Source organism: Burkholderiaceae bacterium DAT-1 (assembly GCA_019084025.1).
Lineage (GTDB): Bacteria > Pseudomonadota > Gammaproteobacteria > Burkholderiales > Chitinimonadaceae > DAT-1.
Window position 1 is genome coordinate 30,332 of record JAHRBI010000002.1, and the last position, 18,080, is coordinate 48,411.

Sequence of the window (18,080 nt, forward strand, 5' to 3'; positions counted from 1 at the left end):
CAGAACAAATACTTAACGAGCAAGAAGGCAGTCGGTTTAAAGATTGGCAATTGTACGGTCTGAACGTGGATGCCACTGGGTATTTTACTAGCGGTACCGCGATTGAGTAATTGCTTTTGACAGATAATGTTCCTTTGCTATACTCAGCGCGTCTTTCGAAAGACGAGGCTCACTCGTGAGCCCCTATGCACGTTAACTTCTTTGAAGAAGGAAATCTAAAGATGCAAAGCAATAAGATTTTGAAGAGTGCTGTTGCACTGGCGCTGGCTGCTGCTGGTTCTTCCGCGTTTGCTGCTGCTGGCGATCTGACCGCTGGTGCTGCTAAGACGTACGGTGCTGAAATTTTCGGTACTTCGACTACCCTGGCTTCCCCGGGTACCGCTGTATATACATTCGCTGGCGGCCGTACTACATCCGCTGGTCTGTTCCAAATCACCTTCTCCGTGACCAATTCGGCATTCAATGCTGCTGTTGCTGGTGGTGATCTGGTTGCCACTTACGTCGGTACTGGCGCTCCTGGTGGTAGCTCGACATGTGCTGCAACTGTTGCCGTCCGCTCGGGTGGTGCAGTGGGTGATACCAGCGTTACATTCGATGTCACTCCAACCGGCAACTGCGCTGCTAACGATACACTGACTTGGACCCTGCCGCAGCTGAAGAGCGTTTCTGCTCTGGCTACTATCGGTACAAAGGTTGAAGCTACTGCATCCCTGAAGGATCTGTACGGCGCGTTTGATACCTCCGGTACCAAGACAACGACTCTGGCATCGTCCGTTGCTGGTGTCGCTGGTACCATCACCGCGACAACTGCTGACCAATCAACTTCGTCCAAGTCCAACGTAATCAGCGTGGCAACCAGTGCGACCAAGTTCAAGACTTCGTCCGCTGCTACTAACGCCAACATTTTGGTGAACTTTGGTTCGGTTGTTTTCGCCAACCCGGCGGCATCTGTTAAGCTGACTGACGGCACTACCGCTCTGACAGCTCCGTCCGCATCGCTGGACGTGTCCTTGGCTGGTAAGTTCGATGCTGCAACTGCTACTACTGCTTCGGTCTTCCTGTCGGCATCGAGCACATGTGTGTACGATTCCACTACTGATACAGCAGCAACAACAGTTGGCGCTACCGCTGTTACCTTCCCGACCATCACTGGCTACGCTGCTGGTACCACACGTTACGTGTGTATGAAGGTTGATGGCAAGACAGCAATTCCGGAAACCACACCGACTATCACTGCAAAGCTGACCAACGGTTCTTACAGTGCAGTTAGCAAGTCTGGTTCGGGTATGGGCATTGCTCGTGACGGCTGGACTTCCACTGTTCCGTTCCTGACTGGTGCTGCTGGTGCAAAGCAAGATGGTTTTGCTAGCTATGTTCGCCTGACCAACACCTCTTCTGTTGATGGTATCGTGAACGTGACCCTGACTCTGGATGATGGCACCAGCAAGACTGGTCCGCTGTCCGCAGCAGTGAAGGCTAACTCCTCGGTTATGCTGTCTGGTGCTGATCTGGAAGCTGCAACTGGTCTGACCATTCCGGCAACATCCAAGGCTCGTGCATCGTTCAGCGGTCAGTTCAGCAGCGGTTCTCTGCAAAACTTCCTGTACAGCCCGAACGGTACACTGAACAACGTGACACCGGACAACCACTAAGCTCTAGCTTGGTATTGGTTTGTTTGAAAGGCGGGGGAAACCCCGCCTTTTATTTTTGGCACAGATTTGCAATTGATTGCGCCAATTCGCATAAAGTGCAGCATGTTACAATTAGACTAGATATTGAGAATTTTAAGGAAGCAAAGCGTGAGTCAGGTCTTAAATAAGCTCTATGAGTTACAAAATAATGGGCAAATAGATGCTGCGGTGGAATTTGCGCAATTGGCTCATATGCGAGATACCAGCGGGTGGGAGGGCCAATTGGCCATGGCGGTTATTTCTCGCATGCTGAGGAAAAATGCTGTTGCTAATCAGTACCTGCAACCGCTAATGGAGAATTATTCTGATAATCCTGCAGTACAGTTGGAGTGGGCAAGATTACAGGTTGCTTCTGGCAATTTTATCGATGCGCGACGTGCATACGAGTTTGCAGTCCAATATACATCGGATGTCTCATTGCAATCAGAGTTGGGACTGACCTATATGTATTTAAAGGAGTACGATTTAGCAAGACGTTGCTTACTCAAGGCGTATCCTTCATATAAAAAACAGTACAACGTAGTTCAGGCGCTAGCGACCTTGTATGCATTGGATGGTAATGTAAGTAAGGTAAAAAAGATTCTCTCCGATATGATTGAGGGAGATAGAACTAAGTCCGCATGGCATACCGCGTATGCATTGATGCTTGCTAAATGCAATATGACGAATGCTGCTTTGGATGCAATCAATGTGGCGCTCAGTCTGGATCCGCGATCGGTTGGTACACTTCAGCTTATGCATCAAATCTGCATGCTGAAGCACAGGTATGAGTTGGCGATGCAGGCCTCAAATAAATTATTAGATATTGAGAAAAGTGCCGAAAATTACGTGCGCTTAAGTGAGGCACAGGGTAGTGCTGGCTTATATGAGCAGGGCTTTGAATCGCTAGCACGTGCACTAGAGTTAGAACCATGCAATTTACGTGCGCTCAGTATCCGATGTTTCTTTTTGGGTTATATGGATGGGATTCCAAAGCAACGTCAATATGAAATGTATTGTGAGTATGGTAAGGCGCTTGAGAATAATGTGCAGACGGTAGAAATTTCGGATCGAAAACTGGATAAGGATCGCCCTTTGCGCATTGGATTTGTGTCCGGTGACTTATGTGATCATCCAGTATCGCATTGGCTGATTGGAATTGTTGAAAATTTCGATCTGCAAAAATATTCCCTATATTTTTATAGTAATAATGATGCAGTTGATGACTATACACGCCGATATTTTGCGGTAACCAGTAATTGGCGTCTGGTTGATCGGTGGAGTGACCAGATGTTGGCTCAAAAGATATTGGATGATGAAATTGATATCTTAATTGATTGCTCTGTTCATACGGGTAATAACCGCCTTCCAGTATTCGCGATGAGACCTGCGCGGATTCAAGTAAGTGCATTTGGTTCACCCAATACCACAGGGCTAACGCGCATTGATTATAGGTTGACTGATGAGGTTGTTGATCCTGAAGGAATGACAGATCAATTTAGTACTGAAAAGATTTGGAGAACAAAATCCATTGTTGGCGTGTTAGAGAGGAAAATGTATGAAAATGTGCCGGTGCAAGATGCGCCTGCAGAGAAGAACGGCTTTATTACATTCGGATCGTTCAATAGAAGTGCTAAAGTAAATGAATCGACCATTGAGTTCTGGGCGCGCGTACTTTTGTCATTGCCTAACTCCCGGCTGAGAATTATTTTACCAGAGGGTAAGAAGAGGGACGAGGTTCTAGCTTCTTTTGTAAGACTAGGGGTTGATATTTCTCGACTGGATGTAATTGGCTTGATGTCTAGAGTTAATTATATGGAGCAGCTAAATACAATTGATATTCATCTAGATACCTTCCCCTATTCTGGATCTACAACTACTGCGACAGCAATGTCGATGGGTGTCCCGGTGTTGTCGATATATAGTGATATCACACAATCAAGAGCATCATTGACCATGATGAAGGCAGCAGGATTGGATGGCTGGGCATTTCAAACGGTTGACGAAGCATTGACAAAAGTGCGCGAAGTTGCGGCAAATCCAGAGCAGATGGGCGAGTTCCGACGAAACTTTAGAGAGTCTGTACGCCAATCCCGTTTATTTGATGGAGAGGCAGCAGCTCGAGAATTTGAAGAGGCACTTCGTGCAATGTGGGAGCGCTATGTTGAAGCAGAAACCTCAGATGTCGGGGTTCGATAAAGGTTCGCATAACTTAAACAAGGGTTTCTGATGTATCAGGATCAATTCGGAATCCCCCCCCTCACAGAATCTCACGACCAACTCGACGCGCTGGGTGAAGGTTGCTGCATCAGCAGCACCTTTACCGTCATGCGCGGCCCGTCCATTGATGCGCGCGGCATCCGGATGGGCGATCAGGTTAAGATTTTCCCCTTTGTGCGCTTTGTCACCGGGTCGTTTTCAGAAAACATCCTTGCAGACATCCACATCGGGCACCGTGTTGCCATCAATGCAGGTGCATACCTGTCCGGTGAAGGTGGGTTGTGTATCGGTGATGATGTGCTGATTGCGCCGCATGTACGTATCCTGTCTGCAGGCCATGAAATTCATCAAGGTTCACCCATTGTTGCGCATAACCCATTGACCTATGGGGCGATTTCCATAAAGGATGGTGCCTGGATTGGGGCTGGAGCAACTGTTTTGCAGGGTGTAACTATCGGTAAGGGCGCCGTTGTCGGTGCAGGGGCCGTAGTGACGCGGGATGTGCCGGACATGGCGATAGTGATTGGCAATCCCGCGCGTATCTATGGTTATAGAGGCGAGCGTCCACGGGGATGGCGCAAGCTGTTATCATTGCTTCCTTTTGGCAAGAAATAAGCACGTGTCATCGTCATCTGTCGGCCTATCCTGGAAGCTGGATCTGCTGCTCAACCTCGCTCGTCGCGATGTTGATGCGCGTTATCGCGGGTCATTTCTAGGGTTCTTCTGGAGTTTTATTAATCCACTGGCAATGCTGGGTGCGTATGCCTTCGTATTTGGCATGGTGTTCAAAGTGCGTTGGACGGGGGCGGGTAGTGGTAACTCGCCCGAATTTGTCGCCATGATATTCAGTGGGTTATTGATCTTTAATTTATTTGCAGAGGTATTGCATCGCTCTGTTCAAGTAATGGCCGAAAATGTCAATTATGTAAAGAAAGTTGTTTTCCCGCTCGATATTTTGCCGGTTTCGCTAGTGTTGTCGGGGGTGATTCATGCATTCATAGCATTTGCATTGCTTCTGGTGGTCGTGGCAATTACTTTGGGCTTGCACTGGTCGGCGCTATTGGCCGTATTTTACTGGATTGGCTATCTGTTTTTTCTGATTGGAACTGCATACTGTGTGGCAGCCATTGCCGTATATGTGCCAGACACCAAGCATGTCGTGACATTTCTCTGCGCATTTATGCAATTTATGTCGCCAGTATTCTATCCGGTCAGCGCTGTACCTGAGTCATTCCGCTGGCTCATGCAGTTGTCGCCCATCACTTTTCCGATTGAAGGCATCCGGAGTTGTCTGATTCATGGTGAAGCGGTCAATACGATGCCGCTGGTGGCATATGTTTTGCTCACCATATTATTTGCCTATCTGGGCAGAGCATTTTTTATGCGTCTGAAAGGTGGTTTTGCAGATGCCATCTAATGCTGTTATTGATATTTGTTCTGTCAAAAAAGTATTTAGTCGTCACGCACGCCCCACGCAACGCTTCCTGCATGCGTTAACTGGCATGGCCAGGTTTGCGCCCGACCCATTTGTTGCATTGAATGATGTGTCCATTAAAATGGGGCGGGGCGAAACTGTTGGCATTATCGGGAAAAATGGATCAGGTAAATCGACACTGCTGCAATTAGTGTGCGGTACCTTGATGCCAAGTGCCGGTACGGTTGCCGTGCATGGACGAATTGCAGCACTGTTGGAATTGGGTGCTGGCTTTAATCCTGAATTTACCGGTATTGAGAATATCTATATCAGCGGCATGATTTATGGGTTGAGTCGTGCCCAGATCGCAGCACGTATTGATGAGATTGTCGAATTCTCCGGCATTGGCGATTTTGTGCATCAACCTGTAAAAACCTACTCCAGCGGCATGTTCGTTCGACTGGCATTTTCTGTCATTGCGCATATTGATGCAGATGTGCTGATTGTCGACGAGGCATTATCAGTTGGTGACATCTATTTCACTCAGAAATGCATGCGATTTCTTCGCAAGTTTCAATCGCATGGTACTGTCCTGTTTGTCAGCCATGATCTAGGTGCGGTCACCAATCTGTGTGATCGGGTCATCTGGCTGGATGGCGGGAGGATAATCGCCGAGGGCGATGCCCTCACGGTGGTATCGGCCTATCAGAAGGCGTGTTACGACAATTCGCCTGTGGATGATGAAGTACCTGCTGAAGCCATGGTTCAAGTGGAGGTGAAAGCCACGGATGATGGCGATATGCCTGATGGCGGACATGTAGGCACGATATCCGCTGCATTGGCGGATACATTTTTACATGAGCAAGATCACGGCGACCCGGCTACCACTGCATCCACCATGTTCGATGCAAGATTGCTAGATGATACGGGAGAAGTGTTGAGTCAATCCACTGGTGGCGAATGGGTTTCATTGGTGTTGACCGCGCGCGCCAATCGACCCATATCCGAGCCATTGTTTGGCTTTTATATTAAGGATAGGCTGGGTCAAATGGTATTGGGTGACAACTCAACCTCGGTTCGGCTGCAAGGCAGTGTGCCGGCTGGACGGTTCTTCCGGGCGCGGTTCCGATTTCGGTTGCCTTATCTGGCGGCAGGGCCTTATGTGATCACGGCGGCAGTGGGGAGCGGCAATCAGCTCGAGCATGTCATTCATGACTGGTTGCATGAAGCATGCGGGTTTCACTCTATCTCGCAGGTACTTCATGGCTTACTCTCGGTGCCTACTGCTTGTGAGCTGGCAGTATTGCAGGATGAACGGCAGGTATGATGGAAAACACATATCAACACGTCTATACGCGTCAGGTGGATTCGGATGAGGAGAATTCGTTGACGCGTCTCGCGGGGAGAATCACGCCTGGAGCACGCGTGCTCGATGTGGGAACCGGCTCCGGCGGTTTAGCCATTTGGCTTGCCCAGCAGGAACTCAACTGTACGATTGATGGTTTAACCCATAATCCGGATGAGCTGCAGTTGGCGGCGCCTCACTATCGTGCCATGTTTCTCGCGGATCTGGATCGCGAACACCTGCCTGCTGAATTAGCTTCCCAGCGCTACGACTACATTGTTTGCGCAGATGTACTCGAGCATCTTTACAATCCCGAGCATGTGCTCCGAATTCTGGTTGGATTGCTGGCGGATCAGGGTAAGGTGCTGATTTCCCTTCCTAATGTGGCATATGCAGGTGTGGTGTGTGAATTACTAGACGGCCAATTTGTGTATACACATGAAGGTCTGCTGGATCGTACGCATTTGCGCTTTTTCACTCATCAAACGCTCTCGAATCTTTTGAGAAGCTGTGGTTTAGGTGTGAGCTGGCAAGATCATTTCTGCTTGCCACTGCATCAGACTGAATTTTCTGATGAATATTCACAGATGCTGTCCGGTGCAATTAAGGCTGCGACCTTTGCCCGGCCTGGTGCGGATGTGTATCAGTTTGTGCTGGAGGCCTCTCCGGAGGCAGAGTCCGCTGTGTTGGTCGAACAGCATGAGATGAAGCATGTCTTCCCTGTGCAGGTGTTTTGGGGAAGTGACTTTTCAGAGTCGAACTCAGTTGTTTCCTTTGGTGAAGTGGGGCGGGAAAAGCAGCGCATTTCGATTCACTTGCCAGATGGCATTCAGTCTCCTGCCTCCTTGCGGCTGGATGTGTGTGATCGGCCATGCATTTTGGATCTATGGTCGATTTCACTTACCTGTGCCGGAGAGACGATCTGGCACTGGAATGGGACGCAGGAAGCCTTCCGTGGTGAAAATGATATTCAATGGCTGAGTGCAAACCGCATATTGGTTACAGGAACCGACCCCTTCCTGATCTGTGGTCTGACTCATCTAGACCTCTCTGGCGCAAGGCTTGAGATCGACATGGGATGGCCAGCGTCAGAGGATATGCTGGGTGTCTTGAGTGTGATCAAACATGATTTTGGTCAGCGAGCTGCACTGGTGGCGAGCCATCTAGGCATTCCTGAAGAGGTGTTCAGTGGTTCGATTCAGCAGCTGGATCAGTTATTAGATGCCGCCTCAGCGTTGCCGAGAGAAAAAGCACAGCTTGCTTACCTTGAGGCTTCATTAGTCGAGCGAGATGCATCGATTGTTCAACTAACGTCAGCAGTTAAGCATGCCGAGGGGCTGCTGCTTGCGAGCCGTCAGGAGTCAAATACGCTTTCCCTAGCCTTGGCAAATGCCGAGCGTATGGTGAAGGAAACGCGAAATGAATGGCAGACACTCGATTCGGCATTTAAGGAATTGCAATTAGAATTTTCGAATAAGTTGGTAGAACTAGATGCAACGATTTCGGAGATGCAGGTCATTAAACAATCACGTTGGTATCGCTTAGGGCGACTTCTAAAGATTATCAGGAATTAACCATGCTGTTTTATACCAGTATCACCGCCAATTATCTTCCCAAGGCACGAGTGTTGGCTCATTCGGTGAAGAAACATCACCCAGACTCAGAATTTGTGCTGCTGCTGAGTGATGATTTGCCAGCAAATTTTGTGCTTGCCGATGAGCCATTTGACGAAGTCCTGTACGCCGAATCGCTGGGCCTGCCCAATTTCGAGTCGTGGGTATTCAAGCATTCCGTGGTTGAGCTGTGTACGGCCGTCAAAGGTCCGGCGCTGGAACAACTGCTGCAACGCGCTGAGAAAGTGGTCTATCTGGATCCGGATATGGCGGTATTTTCGCCACTGACGGAGGTTGAGGCGAAATTGGACCAGCATAGTATTGTGCTGACGCCGCATCAGACTGTGCCCGAAGAAGACATTGCTGCAATTCGCGATAACGAAATCTGTAGCCTGAAACACGGCGTATTCAATCTGGGTTTCCTGGCAGTGCGCCGCTCTGACGAGGGTTTACGTTTTGCCAAGTGGTGGTCTGATCGTTTGCAGCAATTCTGCTATGCCGATATTCCCGGTGGCCTGTTTACCGATCAGCGATGGGTTGATCTGGCGCCCTGTTTTTTTGCTGATCTACATGTGCTGCGTCATCCTGGCTACAATGTCGCCACCTGGAATTTGTCGCATCGACAAGTGAAGGGTGATTTCCAGTATGGGTTCACGGTCAATGAGGCTCCGCTGGTTGTGTATCACTTTTCCGGATTTGACAGTGGTGCGCAGGAAGTCATGCTGAATGTGTACGGTAAAGGCAATCCTGCCCTCCATGCGCTGCGTAATTGGTATATCGCAGAATGCGATGGCTATGGCCAGGCCGCACTAGGGAAGTTGCCATGCAAATACGGCGTGTTCAGTAATGGTGAGAAAGTGAGTGCGGCACATCGTTTTACCTACCGTTCGCGTCCGGACTTGATTGCCTATTTCGCCTCTCCTATGGACGCATCTAATGTGAATGCCTCGTATTTCCACTGGTTTGCACAAGAGTATGGCAGCAATGGGGCGGCGCTGGATGCTCAGGGTCAGGATGTCGCTCAGTTGCGGAAAGAACTGTCAGATATTTACCAGTCCCGCTCATGGCGTTTGGCCAAGGCGATTTCAAATCTGGCACGTAAGCTGAAACTCGTCTGAGCCGTCATATGCGTCAGGATGTAGTCATCATTCAGGTCGTGTCTGATCCGGCAGCGCTTATACAGCAGTGGCAGACGGATGCATCGGGCACCAACGTGCCGTTCGTGTTGCTAGCCGGTTTGGAATGGATGGCACACTGTCAGGCATTGGCCGGACAACACGACAACATCAGGGCAGTGTGCGTTGAAGGACTCGCAATCGGGCTTGGTGACCTTGCGCTGCATGCTGCAGATCACGGATGTTGGTTTATCCGGTCGACAGTGACCCTGCCACCATTCTTTGCGCTTCGAATGGCAACGCACTATGCGGCACAGATAAGCTTCCCGATCGGGACATTTTCGCCGGCGGCGTTGAATCGTCCGCTGCAGGATCCGGTTGCGATCGACTCAGGCTTGAGTCTGACTGAGCTAAACGCATGCCTGCTGTCTTTAGATGCAGCCGGACTGGTCGAACAACCGGTATTTGCGAGTGATGCTGTCTGGATCTCCTCTGACGTGCTGCGGGATCCAAGGCTACTTCAGCTGAAAATCGGCCGCCCTAAAGATGATCTCGAGTCTGCATGGGCAATCAGCAGTGCGGGCTTCCCCCATGTACTGAATAGTGCCGTATTGGTGCGTGCTGCACCTCAGCCTGATCATCTCCAAGGCAAGGATGTGCAGCATATCCTGTTACAAGACTATATCGGGGCACATCCGTTAACGGGAATACGGCATTATTTCGAGACGCTGGCAGCTAAGCCTGTTCACTCCTATGACTTGCATGATCGCCGCCCGGTTCAATTGCATATCATGCATGGCTGGGGGGGAGGTCTTGAAACGTGGGTGAAAGATTTCTGTTCCGGTGATGTCAGGTGCAGAAATCTGATCTTGAAGTCGGTCGGAAGCTGGGGGCGATACGGTCAGCGCATTGAGTTATATGACAGTACAGAGTTAAGTGAGCCATTGGCGGTATGGGAGTTTGCGGTAGCCATACGCGCGACTGCTATTCGCCACCTTGCCTGGCGAAAAGCGATCGAGCGGATTGTGGCCGAGTTTGGGGTAGATCAGCTGTATATCTCTTCGCTGATTGGCCATTCGCTGGATGTATTTGATCTAAGACTGCCAGTGGTCGTTGTGGCACACGATTATTATCCGTTCTGCCCGGCACTGAATGTTTACTTCAATGCGACATGCAAGCAGTGTGGCGAGCGTGAGCACGATGCCTGCGCAAAGAAAAATCCGCTGCGTCAGCTCTTTGCACATATGTCTGCAGCGGAGTGGATGCCGATTCGTCGTGCCTGGCTCTCCGCCATTGAGCGCACACACCCTCCTATCATTGCGCCAACTGAATCGGTTCGGCGAAACTTTATCCAACTGGCGCCGGAGCTAGCGTCGGCGGATTGGCATATCGTTGGCCATGGCATGCATCTGGCGCCGCATGCGATTCCCGCATCTGGTGGTGCGAGACTCCGAATCGTGGTGCCTGGTCGCATGACCGAAGGCAAGGGCAAGCCGTTGCTGGCTGCTGCAATCAAACGGATCACGGCGTGGGCAGACGTGTATTTGGTAGGCTGTGGTGACGGTGGCAATGCATTTGCCTCCATGAAACATGTGCATCTCATCCATGCATATGAACGGTCGCAGCTGGTGTCGATTCTGACGGATATTCAGCCTGATCTGGCTTTATTGCTGAGTATTGTGCCCGAGACATTCAGCTATACCCTGAGCGAGATGAATGCATTCCGTATTCCAGTAGTCGCCACCCGGCTGGGGGGATTTGTAGATCGGATTGTGGATGGTCAAACAGGTTTCCTGATCGAGCCGGATGCTGTCGCACTAGTCGATGCGGTCGAGCACCTGACGAACAATCGTGAGTTATTGAGTCAGGTTCGAGCCTGTTTAAGCACTCAGATTATGACGACCGTTGAGGAAATGGTTGTGCAATATCATCAGATTGTGCAGCCGCGACGTTTCCCTACGGGTCAGTTTCCACCCAGGCGCTCTTCAGTGGGCATCCCCAGTGAGCAATGTTATCAGTCAGTGCGTATTTCGGCTGGGGAGCGACCGGCAAAAGAGATCGTGCGATCTTTTCACGAATATATGATTCTGAAAATTGCGGGTACGCCCCGATTGGGTAGGGCGGGGCGTCTTATTGCTCGAGTCATGCTGAAGCTCGCAATTACCCCGTTCAAACTTATCGCCCGGTGAATCCATTGAGTGCTATGTCGTCCAAGCCTACTGTCGTCGCATTTTATTTGCCGCAATACCATCCTATTCCTGAAAACGACGCATGGTGGGGCAAGGGATTCACTGAGTGGACCAATGTGGTTCGGGGGCGACCGGTATTCGATGGGCATGAGCAACCGATTTTGCCTGCCGATTTAGGTTTCTATGATCTGCGCCTGCCCACTGTGCGTCACGAGCAGATTAAGCTGGCGCGTGAATTTGGCGTAGATGCATTTTGCTTTTATTACTACTGGTTTGGTGGCAAACGCCTGCTGGAAACGCCGCTCGAAGACTGGCTGAACGATCGCTCGGCTGATTTGCCATTTTGTCTGTGCTGGGCCAATGAAAACTGGACGCGCCGCTGGAATGGCGCGGAGCAAGATGTGCTGATGGCGCAGCAGCATTCGGACGCTGATGATCGTGCCGTCATGCGCGACCTGATTCGTTACTTCAAAGATTCTCGCTACCTGCGGGTCGATGGCAGACCCGTATTGTTGGTATACCGCATCGAGCTATTCCCCGATGCTCAGGCCACGGTTATGCGCTGGAAAGAGGAATGTGCTGCGGCAGGTGTGCCGTTGCCTCTGTTTTGTGCAGTGCAGAGCTTTGGCATTACCGACCCGCGCCCCTATGGATTTGATGCCGCCGTGGAATTCCCGCCTCATGGCGTGGTTGCCCGCACTATGTCGGATGAGGTGTCTGAACAAGTGGATGGCTTTACCGGTAAGATTTTTTCCTACCGCGACGTAGCCGAGTATTGTGTCAGCAAGCCAGTTGTGGATTATCCGCGTTTTCGTGGCGTGATGCCCTCGTGGGACAACACGGCACGCAGACCGCTAAGTGGCCATATTTACGCGGGTTCTTCGCCATTGATATTCCGGGCCTGGCTTGCGCGCATGATGCAGAAAACCATGGTGGATGAGTACTTGCCCGCAAAATTGCTCTTCGTAAATGCGTGGAATGAGTGGGGCGAAGGCTGTGTTCTGGAGCCAAGCCAGCGTTTCGGAAAAGCCTGGGGGCAGGCCTTGCGATGTGCGATCGAAGATGCCGATGGCAGTGCGAAGTTGTGGCCATTCATACCGCCTGCCGATGCAGACTATGCATCACTGCGCAGATTCGCCTCGCTGAGTATTCGGGCCGATGCGACTGTGTGTGAAGTGGAGGCTGAACTCTCACGCATGCGCTATCTGGCCGAGCGAGCAAAGCCCGGCCTGTTTGCCAGAGGGTATTTATTGGCGCGTTTGTGGGTGAACCGGTTTCCGCGGGTGAAGCGGGTGTTAAGGAATATAGTTTCCCGCATGAATGCTTAATACAGCATGGTGTGGTTGGGTACGCCTCCGCCATGTTTATGGCAGCCGGTATGCGCAAAATCTGTTACATTACAAGCGTTTTGCTGCAAATGGCAGCAAGGGTGTGGTGTTGAATTCGTACAAAGAACGGATCAATCGTGGGTGCAGGTAGGGTTGGAATAGAATGAGCATGAATGAGAAAGAAATTATTTACGTAACAAAGCCGGATCTGCCACCATTTGAAGATTTTCTTCCGCTATTGAAGGATATCTGGGACAGTAAGGTGTTAACAAATTGCGGCCCATATCATCAAAAGTTAGAGGCGGCACTGTGCGAATATCTGGGTGTCGAATATATCAGCCTGTTCTGTAATGCGACCATTGCACTGGTAACAGCCCTTCAGGCATTACGTGTGACTGGAGAGGTCATTACTACGCCGTATTCCTTTGTTGCGACATCTCATTCATTGGTCTGGAATGGCCTGAAGCCTGTATTTGTCGATGTGGATCCGGTTAGTTTTAATATTGATCCGTCCAAAATTGAGGCCGCGATCACGCCGGAAACGACTGCAATTATGGCCGTACATTGTTATGGTACACCTTGCGATGTAGATGCTATTCAGAAGATCGCAGATGCATATGATCTGAAGGTAATATACGATGCGGCACATGCGTTCGGCGTAAAGGATGAGCGTGGAAGTGTGCTGAATCATGGTGATATGTCGGTGCTGAGTTTTCATGCCACAAAAGTGTTTAATACATTTGAAGGTGGTGCGATTATTTGTAAAGACGCAAAAACAAAGCGTCGAATTGATAATTTGAAAAACTTCGGCATCTTAGATGAGACGACAGTGGTTGCACCCGGCATTAATGGGAAGATGAGTGAATTTAATGCTGCGCTTGGATTGTTGCAGTTGCAGTGTGTAGATGCTGCAATTGCACGGCGAAAGTTGGTGGCTGAGCGGTATGTTGATCTGCTCTCGTCTGTGCAGGGAATAAAAATTCCAGACACTGGAAGTCAGTACTCACGGAATTATTCATATTTTCCGGTCTTGATCGAAGATGGCTTTCCACAATCTCGTGATGAAGTGTATGCATTGTTGCGCAAGCACGGAATCTATGCGCGACGATATTTTTACCCGCTCATTTCTGATTTCTCAATTTATCGAAATTCGGTGATGAATGATGCTCATGCGCTAGATGTCTCGAAAAATGTAGCGGATAGCGTGTTGTGTTTGCCGATATATCCTGATCTGGGGCATGAGGTTGTTGATAAGATTGTTCGCTTGATGTGTGGTGGCTGAGTTGCTGGATTGGGTGATCAATAGGAGGAGCGAATGAGAGTTGCGATTATGCAGCCTTATTTCTTGCCATACATTGGCTACTTTCAGCTGATTCATGCTGCTGATGTATTCGTGGTATATGACAATATTAAGTATACGAAAAGTGGATGGATTTCACGGAATCGTTTCCTGCAGAATGGTTCGGATGCGATTTTTTCTTTGCAGTTAAAGAAAGACTCAGATTCGCTTGATGTAGTGCAACGGCAAATTTCTGTGGATTTTGATCGAAATGCATTCAAGAGAAAGTTGGAAGGTGCATATAGAAAGGCGCCTTACTTTGCAAGTGTAAATGCGTTGCTTGATAGAATCCTGGCGTGTGAGAGTAATAATCTCTTCAAGTTTATTCATCACTCAATTAGGGAAGTGTGCCACTATCTGAACATTGATACGCCAATATTGATATCTTCGGAAATTCCTGCGGATCATCAACTTGCTGGAAAACATCGAGTGATGTCGATATGCCATGCATTAAATGCAACTGAATATCTTAATCCGATAGGTGGCGTAGATCTGTATCAGAGTGAAGAGTTTGCTGCAGGTGGACTTGCGCTCTCGTTTATAAAATCAAAGGGGACACCTTATGTCCAGTTTGATAATTCATTTGTACCTTGGTTGTCTATTCTGGATGTCATGATGTTTAACTCGGTTGAACGATGCATGGAAATTATCCAGGGCGACTTTGATATCTTGAAAGCCGGACAGGCTCACTGATTTTGCCCTAGAGTTTGCGAGTGCGTTGTACGGCCGTCTTCAAGGTGAATAGGCTGCAGAGGAAAAGGAAATGAGTATGTTTCAGTGGAAAAAGCTGGGGAAAGTATTTTCTCCTCAAGATGTGAGTGATCGAGCCTGGCTGAAGGAATTTGCTCAGGCTCCTGCCACACTCATTTTTGATGATTTTGTTAGAGTCTACTTCTCCTGTCGGCCAGGCCCTGATGAAAATGGACAATATGTAAGCCGATCGGCCTATGTGGACCTTGATCGTCGCAATCTGATGAGTGTGCGTGCAGTGGCGGATGAACCAATTTTGCCATTGGGTAATATCGGGGATTTCGATGAATTTGGTACCTACCCAGTTTCTGTGATTCGCGAACAAAATCGCCTATTGGGCTACTATGCTGGTTGGACAAGATGCGAATCGGTTCCTTTTAATGTGGCGATTGGTGCTGCCGAAAGTTTTGATGAGGGTAAGAGCTTCACAAAAATTGGTAGAGGGCCTGTATTGAGTTATTCATTGCATGAGCCTTTTGTATTAAGTGGCCCGAAAATCCGTAAATTTAACGGGAAATTCCATTTGTTTTATATTGCCGGCACCAAATGGAAAGTCGTGTCGGGTCGACCGGAGCCGGTGTATAAGATTCGTATGGCTGTGTCGGATGATGGGCTGAATTGGCATAAAGTCAACCGGGATTTGATTGAGAGTCGCATTGAGGTTGATGAGGCTCAGGCTAGTCCGGATGTGATATTTGCCAATGGGAAATATCACATGTTCTTCTGCTATCGATATAGTGAGCATTATCGGGGTAAAGAAAATGGTTACCGTATCGGATATGCGCATAGCACAGATCTGTTAAATTGGGTTAGAGACGATGAAAAGGCCGGTATCACCGTATCCGATGAAGGGTGGGATGCCGAGATGGTGAGCTATCCACATGTATTTGAATTGGATGGAAAAACATACATGGCATATCTCGGAAATCAGGTCGGTCGATTTGGATTTGGACTGGCAGAACTCGATGGTCGATTGGAGTAGGATATGAAATGGATTAAGCATGGCAAGATCTTTGATCCTAAAGAACATATGCTTGCAAATGGTTGCGTCGAGTTTGCTCAATCGCCTCAGGCATTGGTATTTGATGATTTTGTTCGAGTTTATTTTTCAACCCGAGCGGTAGACGTCAATGGCAAGTTTCTAAGTCACGTTTCGTTCGTGGATTTTGCTAAAGATTTCCGCAAAATTATTCAGGTTGCTACTGATACAGTCATCCCGCTGGGTGCTCTTGGTTCGTTTGATGAACACGGGATTTTTCCGTTTAGCGTGATGCGTGATGGGGATCGGGTTTGCGCGTATACCACTGGCTGGAGTCGGCGTGTTGCGGTTTCCGTTGAAACAGGAATTGGGTGGGTAGAAAGTAAAGATCAAGGGCGTACTTTTCAGCGCATTGGCGATGGCCCTGTGCTTTCTTCCTCACCTAAAGAGCCATGTTTGGTTGGCGATGGTTTTGTTAAGCGCATCAATGGCGTTTATTATATGTGGTACATTTTTGGGACGGGCTGGAAGCAAGGAGATGCGGCTAGCCCACCTGATAGAACCTATAAAATCGGATATGCCACATCGGCAGATGGTATTGAATGGAGTAAGCGTGAAGGGGTGAATATCATTCCGGATGTGCTTGGTCAGGATGAATGTCAGGCATTGCCGACCGTAGTTCAGATCGGGCAGCGTTTCCATATGTTCTTCTGTTATCGCGAAACTTTTGATTTCAGGAAAACAAAAGGTCGCGGATATCGTATTGGACATGCATATTCCGATGATCTCGCTCACTGGACGAGAGACGATCAGCACCCCCTACTTGAGGGCGATGCAGGTGAATGGGATAGTGATATGCAGTGCTACCCCAATGTGTTTGAATGCGACGGAAAGGTTTATTTGCTTTATAACGGTAACCAATTTGGCCGGCAAGGATTCGGCTTGGCGGAGCTTGCAATTTGAATATGGTTCGACATTTTAATGTCGCTCAGACGGATATGTTGGCGTCACATCTGCTGGCATGTGACGCAACTTTCATTCCGCCATTAAGTCAGCGAGTCGATATTCATGCATATGCGGCGAAAATTGTTCAGTTCGCGCATCGATTCGAGGCTTGGAGTGATGATCAACTTGTGGGCGTAGTTGCTGTTTATTGCAATGATACAGTGAATCATCTTGCCTTTATTACCAGCGTGAGCGTGTTACCGGATTTTCGTGGCTTGGGGATTGCAAAAATTTTGCTTGGCGATTGTATCGCGGCCCTGAAAAAAGAAAGTGTTCGGCGGATTGAACTGCAGGTGGCTGTGAATAATCTTCCTGCACAGTCACTGTATACTAAAATGGGTTTTGTTCAAGCTACTAATGATGGCGAGAATTTTGTTTTCAAGTTGTGCGTTGAAGGGAGTACGTAATAGATTGGTTTTGAAGATGTAGGTAGAAACAATTCGTCTCGGCTGAAAGATTTGAACAATAAATGTTGAATGCTTTAGGTCAAGATGGTGGCTTGTAATTATGAAAAATAATCACCGCCGCCTAAACCACCCCGTCGCACTCCAGCGATCTGCAAAGGCAGATTGCACCTGATGCCAGAAGCGTTCGGACCGGAATAGGATCGCACGGCCGGCGAGTGGCTCGACATCGAACCAGTCGGTTTCTCCGGCTTCATCCTGCCAGACGCGCAAGCAGCCGCCATGTTCGGGTTGCCACGCTTCATTCAGGTAGCACACCAGCGTAATGGTGCGCAGATCATTGTCGCGAAAGCGGTCGAGGTGGCGCGCGTAGCCTGTTCCGGGTGGGTAGTGCGCCAGATGAAATTCGCCGTCGGCTAGCCCGGTGTACAGCGCCTGATTCAGGGTCTGACGCAGGGTGTCGAGTTTGTGCAGGAACACCGCTTCAGCAGGGGTAGTATCCTCTGTGTCCAGCCAGTAAACCGAATCTCCGCGAATATCATCACGCACGGCCAGACCTTGCTGGCGACCCGTGCCCGCTCGGTATAGCTGCCCTGCATCTTCCCGGGATTGCCCGGATGCCTTTAGCGCTGCGGATTCTTCCGGCGTCAGAAAGTCATCCAGAATCACCCAGCCCTGTTCCGCGAGTGTATCCATGGCGGCTTCTATT

Annotated in this window: 15 protein-coding genes; 14 read left to right on the forward strand and 1 reads right to left on the reverse strand. The window is 49.4% G+C overall.

The genetic code is table 11. The features are described 5' to 3' along the window. The first annotated feature begins 221 nt into the window (after positions 1 to 221). The 14 genes from KSF73_03300 to KSF73_03365 all read left to right on the forward strand — a co-directional run bounded on the left by KSF73_03300 (position 222) and on the right by KSF73_03365 (position 17,374). On the forward strand, positions 222 to 1,652 hold the full coding sequence (locus tag KSF73_03300; GenBank protein ID MBV1774737.1) for a hypothetical protein: 1,431 nt from the start codon (positions 222 to 224) through the stop codon (positions 1,650 to 1,652). A gap of 147 nt (positions 1,653 to 1,799) precedes the next feature. Further along, positions 1,800 to 3,869: a hypothetical protein gene (locus KSF73_03305; GenBank protein MBV1774738.1), complete on the forward strand. Its 2,070-nt coding sequence runs from the start codon at positions 1,800 to 1,802 to the stop codon at positions 3,867 to 3,869. A 129-nt stretch (positions 3,870 to 3,998) separates the two neighbouring features. Then, positions 3,999 to 4,505 (forward strand): acyltransferase, encoded by a 507-nt coding sequence (locus KSF73_03310; protein ID MBV1774739.1) that lies wholly within the window; start codon positions 3,999 to 4,001, stop codon positions 4,503 to 4,505. Further along, on the forward strand, positions 4,414 to 5,307 hold the full coding sequence (locus tag KSF73_03315) for an ABC transporter permease (protein MBV1774740.1): 894 nt from the start codon (positions 4,414 to 4,416) through the stop codon (positions 5,305 to 5,307). The genes KSF73_03310 and KSF73_03315 overlap by 92 nt, the downstream gene beginning before the upstream one ends. 85 nt (positions 5,308 to 5,392) lie before the next feature. Beyond that, positions 5,393 to 6,631: an ABC transporter ATP-binding protein gene (locus KSF73_03320; protein ID MBV1774741.1), complete on the forward strand. Its 1,239-nt coding sequence runs from the start codon at positions 5,393 to 5,395 to the stop codon at positions 6,629 to 6,631. After that, positions 6,628 to 8,223, forward strand: a complete 1,596-nt coding sequence (locus KSF73_03325) for a class I SAM-dependent methyltransferase (protein MBV1774742.1) — start codon at positions 6,628 to 6,630, stop codon at positions 8,221 to 8,223. The genes KSF73_03320 and KSF73_03325 overlap by 4 nt, the downstream gene beginning before the upstream one ends. A 2-nt stretch (positions 8,224 to 8,225) precedes the next feature. After that, positions 8,226 to 9,380, forward strand: coding sequence for a hypothetical protein (locus tag KSF73_03330; protein ID MBV1774743.1), 1,155 nt, complete (start codon positions 8,226 to 8,228; stop codon positions 9,378 to 9,380). A gap of 8 nt (positions 9,381 to 9,388) precedes the next feature. Continuing rightward, a complete protein-coding gene (locus KSF73_03335; protein ID MBV1774744.1) occupies positions 9,389 to 11,566 on the forward strand; it encodes a glycosyltransferase in 2,178 nt (725 codons plus the stop codon). Between the two features lie 14 nt (positions 11,567 to 11,580). Further along, positions 11,581 to 12,894: a glycoside hydrolase family 99-like domain-containing protein gene (locus KSF73_03340; protein ID MBV1774745.1), complete on the forward strand. Its 1,314-nt coding sequence runs from the start codon at positions 11,581 to 11,583 to the stop codon at positions 12,892 to 12,894. 169 nt (positions 12,895 to 13,063) lie between these two features. Further along, positions 13,064 to 14,176 (forward strand): DegT/DnrJ/EryC1/StrS family aminotransferase, encoded by a 1,113-nt coding sequence (locus KSF73_03345; protein MBV1774746.1) that lies wholly within the window; start codon positions 13,064 to 13,066, stop codon positions 14,174 to 14,176. A 33-nt stretch (positions 14,177 to 14,209) separates the two neighbouring features. Further along, positions 14,210 to 14,926 (forward strand): WbqC family protein, encoded by a 717-nt coding sequence (locus KSF73_03350; protein ID MBV1774747.1) that lies wholly within the window; start codon positions 14,210 to 14,212, stop codon positions 14,924 to 14,926. Between the two features lie 70 nt (positions 14,927 to 14,996). Next, positions 14,997 to 15,965, forward strand: coding sequence for a hypothetical protein (locus KSF73_03355; protein ID MBV1774748.1), 969 nt, complete (start codon positions 14,997 to 14,999; stop codon positions 15,963 to 15,965). 3 nt (positions 15,966 to 15,968) lie between these two features. Continuing rightward, a complete protein-coding gene (locus KSF73_03360; protein ID MBV1774749.1) occupies positions 15,969 to 16,925 on the forward strand; it encodes a hypothetical protein in 957 nt (318 codons plus the stop codon). Then, complete coding sequence (locus KSF73_03365) at positions 16,922 to 17,374, forward strand: GNAT family N-acetyltransferase (protein MBV1774750.1); 453 nt, start codon at positions 16,922 to 16,924, stop codon at positions 17,372 to 17,374. The genes KSF73_03360 and KSF73_03365 overlap by 4 nt, the downstream gene beginning before the upstream one ends. A gap of 111 nt (positions 17,375 to 17,485) precedes the next feature. Here the strand turns inward: KSF73_03365 and KSF73_03370 are convergent, their stop codons facing one another. Continuing rightward, entirely contained in the window at positions 17,486 to 18,067 is a 582-nt protein-coding gene (locus KSF73_03370; GenBank protein ID MBV1774751.1) for a 2OG-Fe(II) oxygenase, read from the reverse strand. Between the last annotated feature and the right edge of the window lie 13 nt (positions 18,068 to 18,080).

What these genes read in the sequence shown, in the direction of transcription:
- KSF73_03350 (MBV1774747.1), top strand. Translation starts at nt 14,210, where the DNA reads ATGAGAGTTGCGATTATGCAGCCTTATTTCTTGCCATACATTGGCTAC.
- KSF73_03340 (MBV1774745.1), top strand. Translation starts at nt 11,581, where the DNA reads ATGTCGTCCAAGCCTACTGTCGTCGCATTTTATTTGCCGCAATACCAT.
- KSF73_03330 (MBV1774743.1), top strand. Translation starts at nt 8,226, where the DNA reads ATGCTGTTTTATACCAGTATCACCGCCAATTATCTTCCCAAGGCACGA.
- KSF73_03325 (MBV1774742.1), top strand. Translation starts at nt 6,628, where the DNA reads ATGATGGAAAACACATATCAACACGTCTATACGCGTCAGGTGGATTCG.
- KSF73_03360 (MBV1774749.1), top strand. Translation starts at nt 15,969, where the DNA reads ATGAAATGGATTAAGCATGGCAAGATCTTTGATCCTAAAGAACATATG.
- KSF73_03335 (MBV1774744.1), top strand. Translation starts at nt 9,389, where the DNA reads ATGCGTCAGGATGTAGTCATCATTCAGGTCGTGTCTGATCCGGCAGCG.
- KSF73_03345 (MBV1774746.1), top strand. Translation starts at nt 13,064, where the DNA reads ATGAATGAGAAAGAAATTATTTACGTAACAAAGCCGGATCTGCCACCA.
- KSF73_03300 (MBV1774737.1), top strand. Translation starts at nt 222, where the DNA reads ATGCAAAGCAATAAGATTTTGAAGAGTGCTGTTGCACTGGCGCTGGCT.
- KSF73_03370 (MBV1774751.1), bottom strand. Translation starts at nt 18,067, where the DNA reads ATGGATACACTCGCGGAACAGGGCTGGGTGATTCTGGATGACTTTCTG.
- KSF73_03310 (MBV1774739.1), top strand. Translation starts at nt 3,999, where the DNA reads ATGCGCGGCCCGTCCATTGATGCGCGCGGCATCCGGATGGGCGATCAG.
- KSF73_03355 (MBV1774748.1), top strand. Translation starts at nt 14,997, where the DNA reads ATGAGTATGTTTCAGTGGAAAAAGCTGGGGAAAGTATTTTCTCCTCAA.
- KSF73_03320 (MBV1774741.1), top strand. Translation starts at nt 5,393, where the DNA reads ATGGCCAGGTTTGCGCCCGACCCATTTGTTGCATTGAATGATGTGTCC.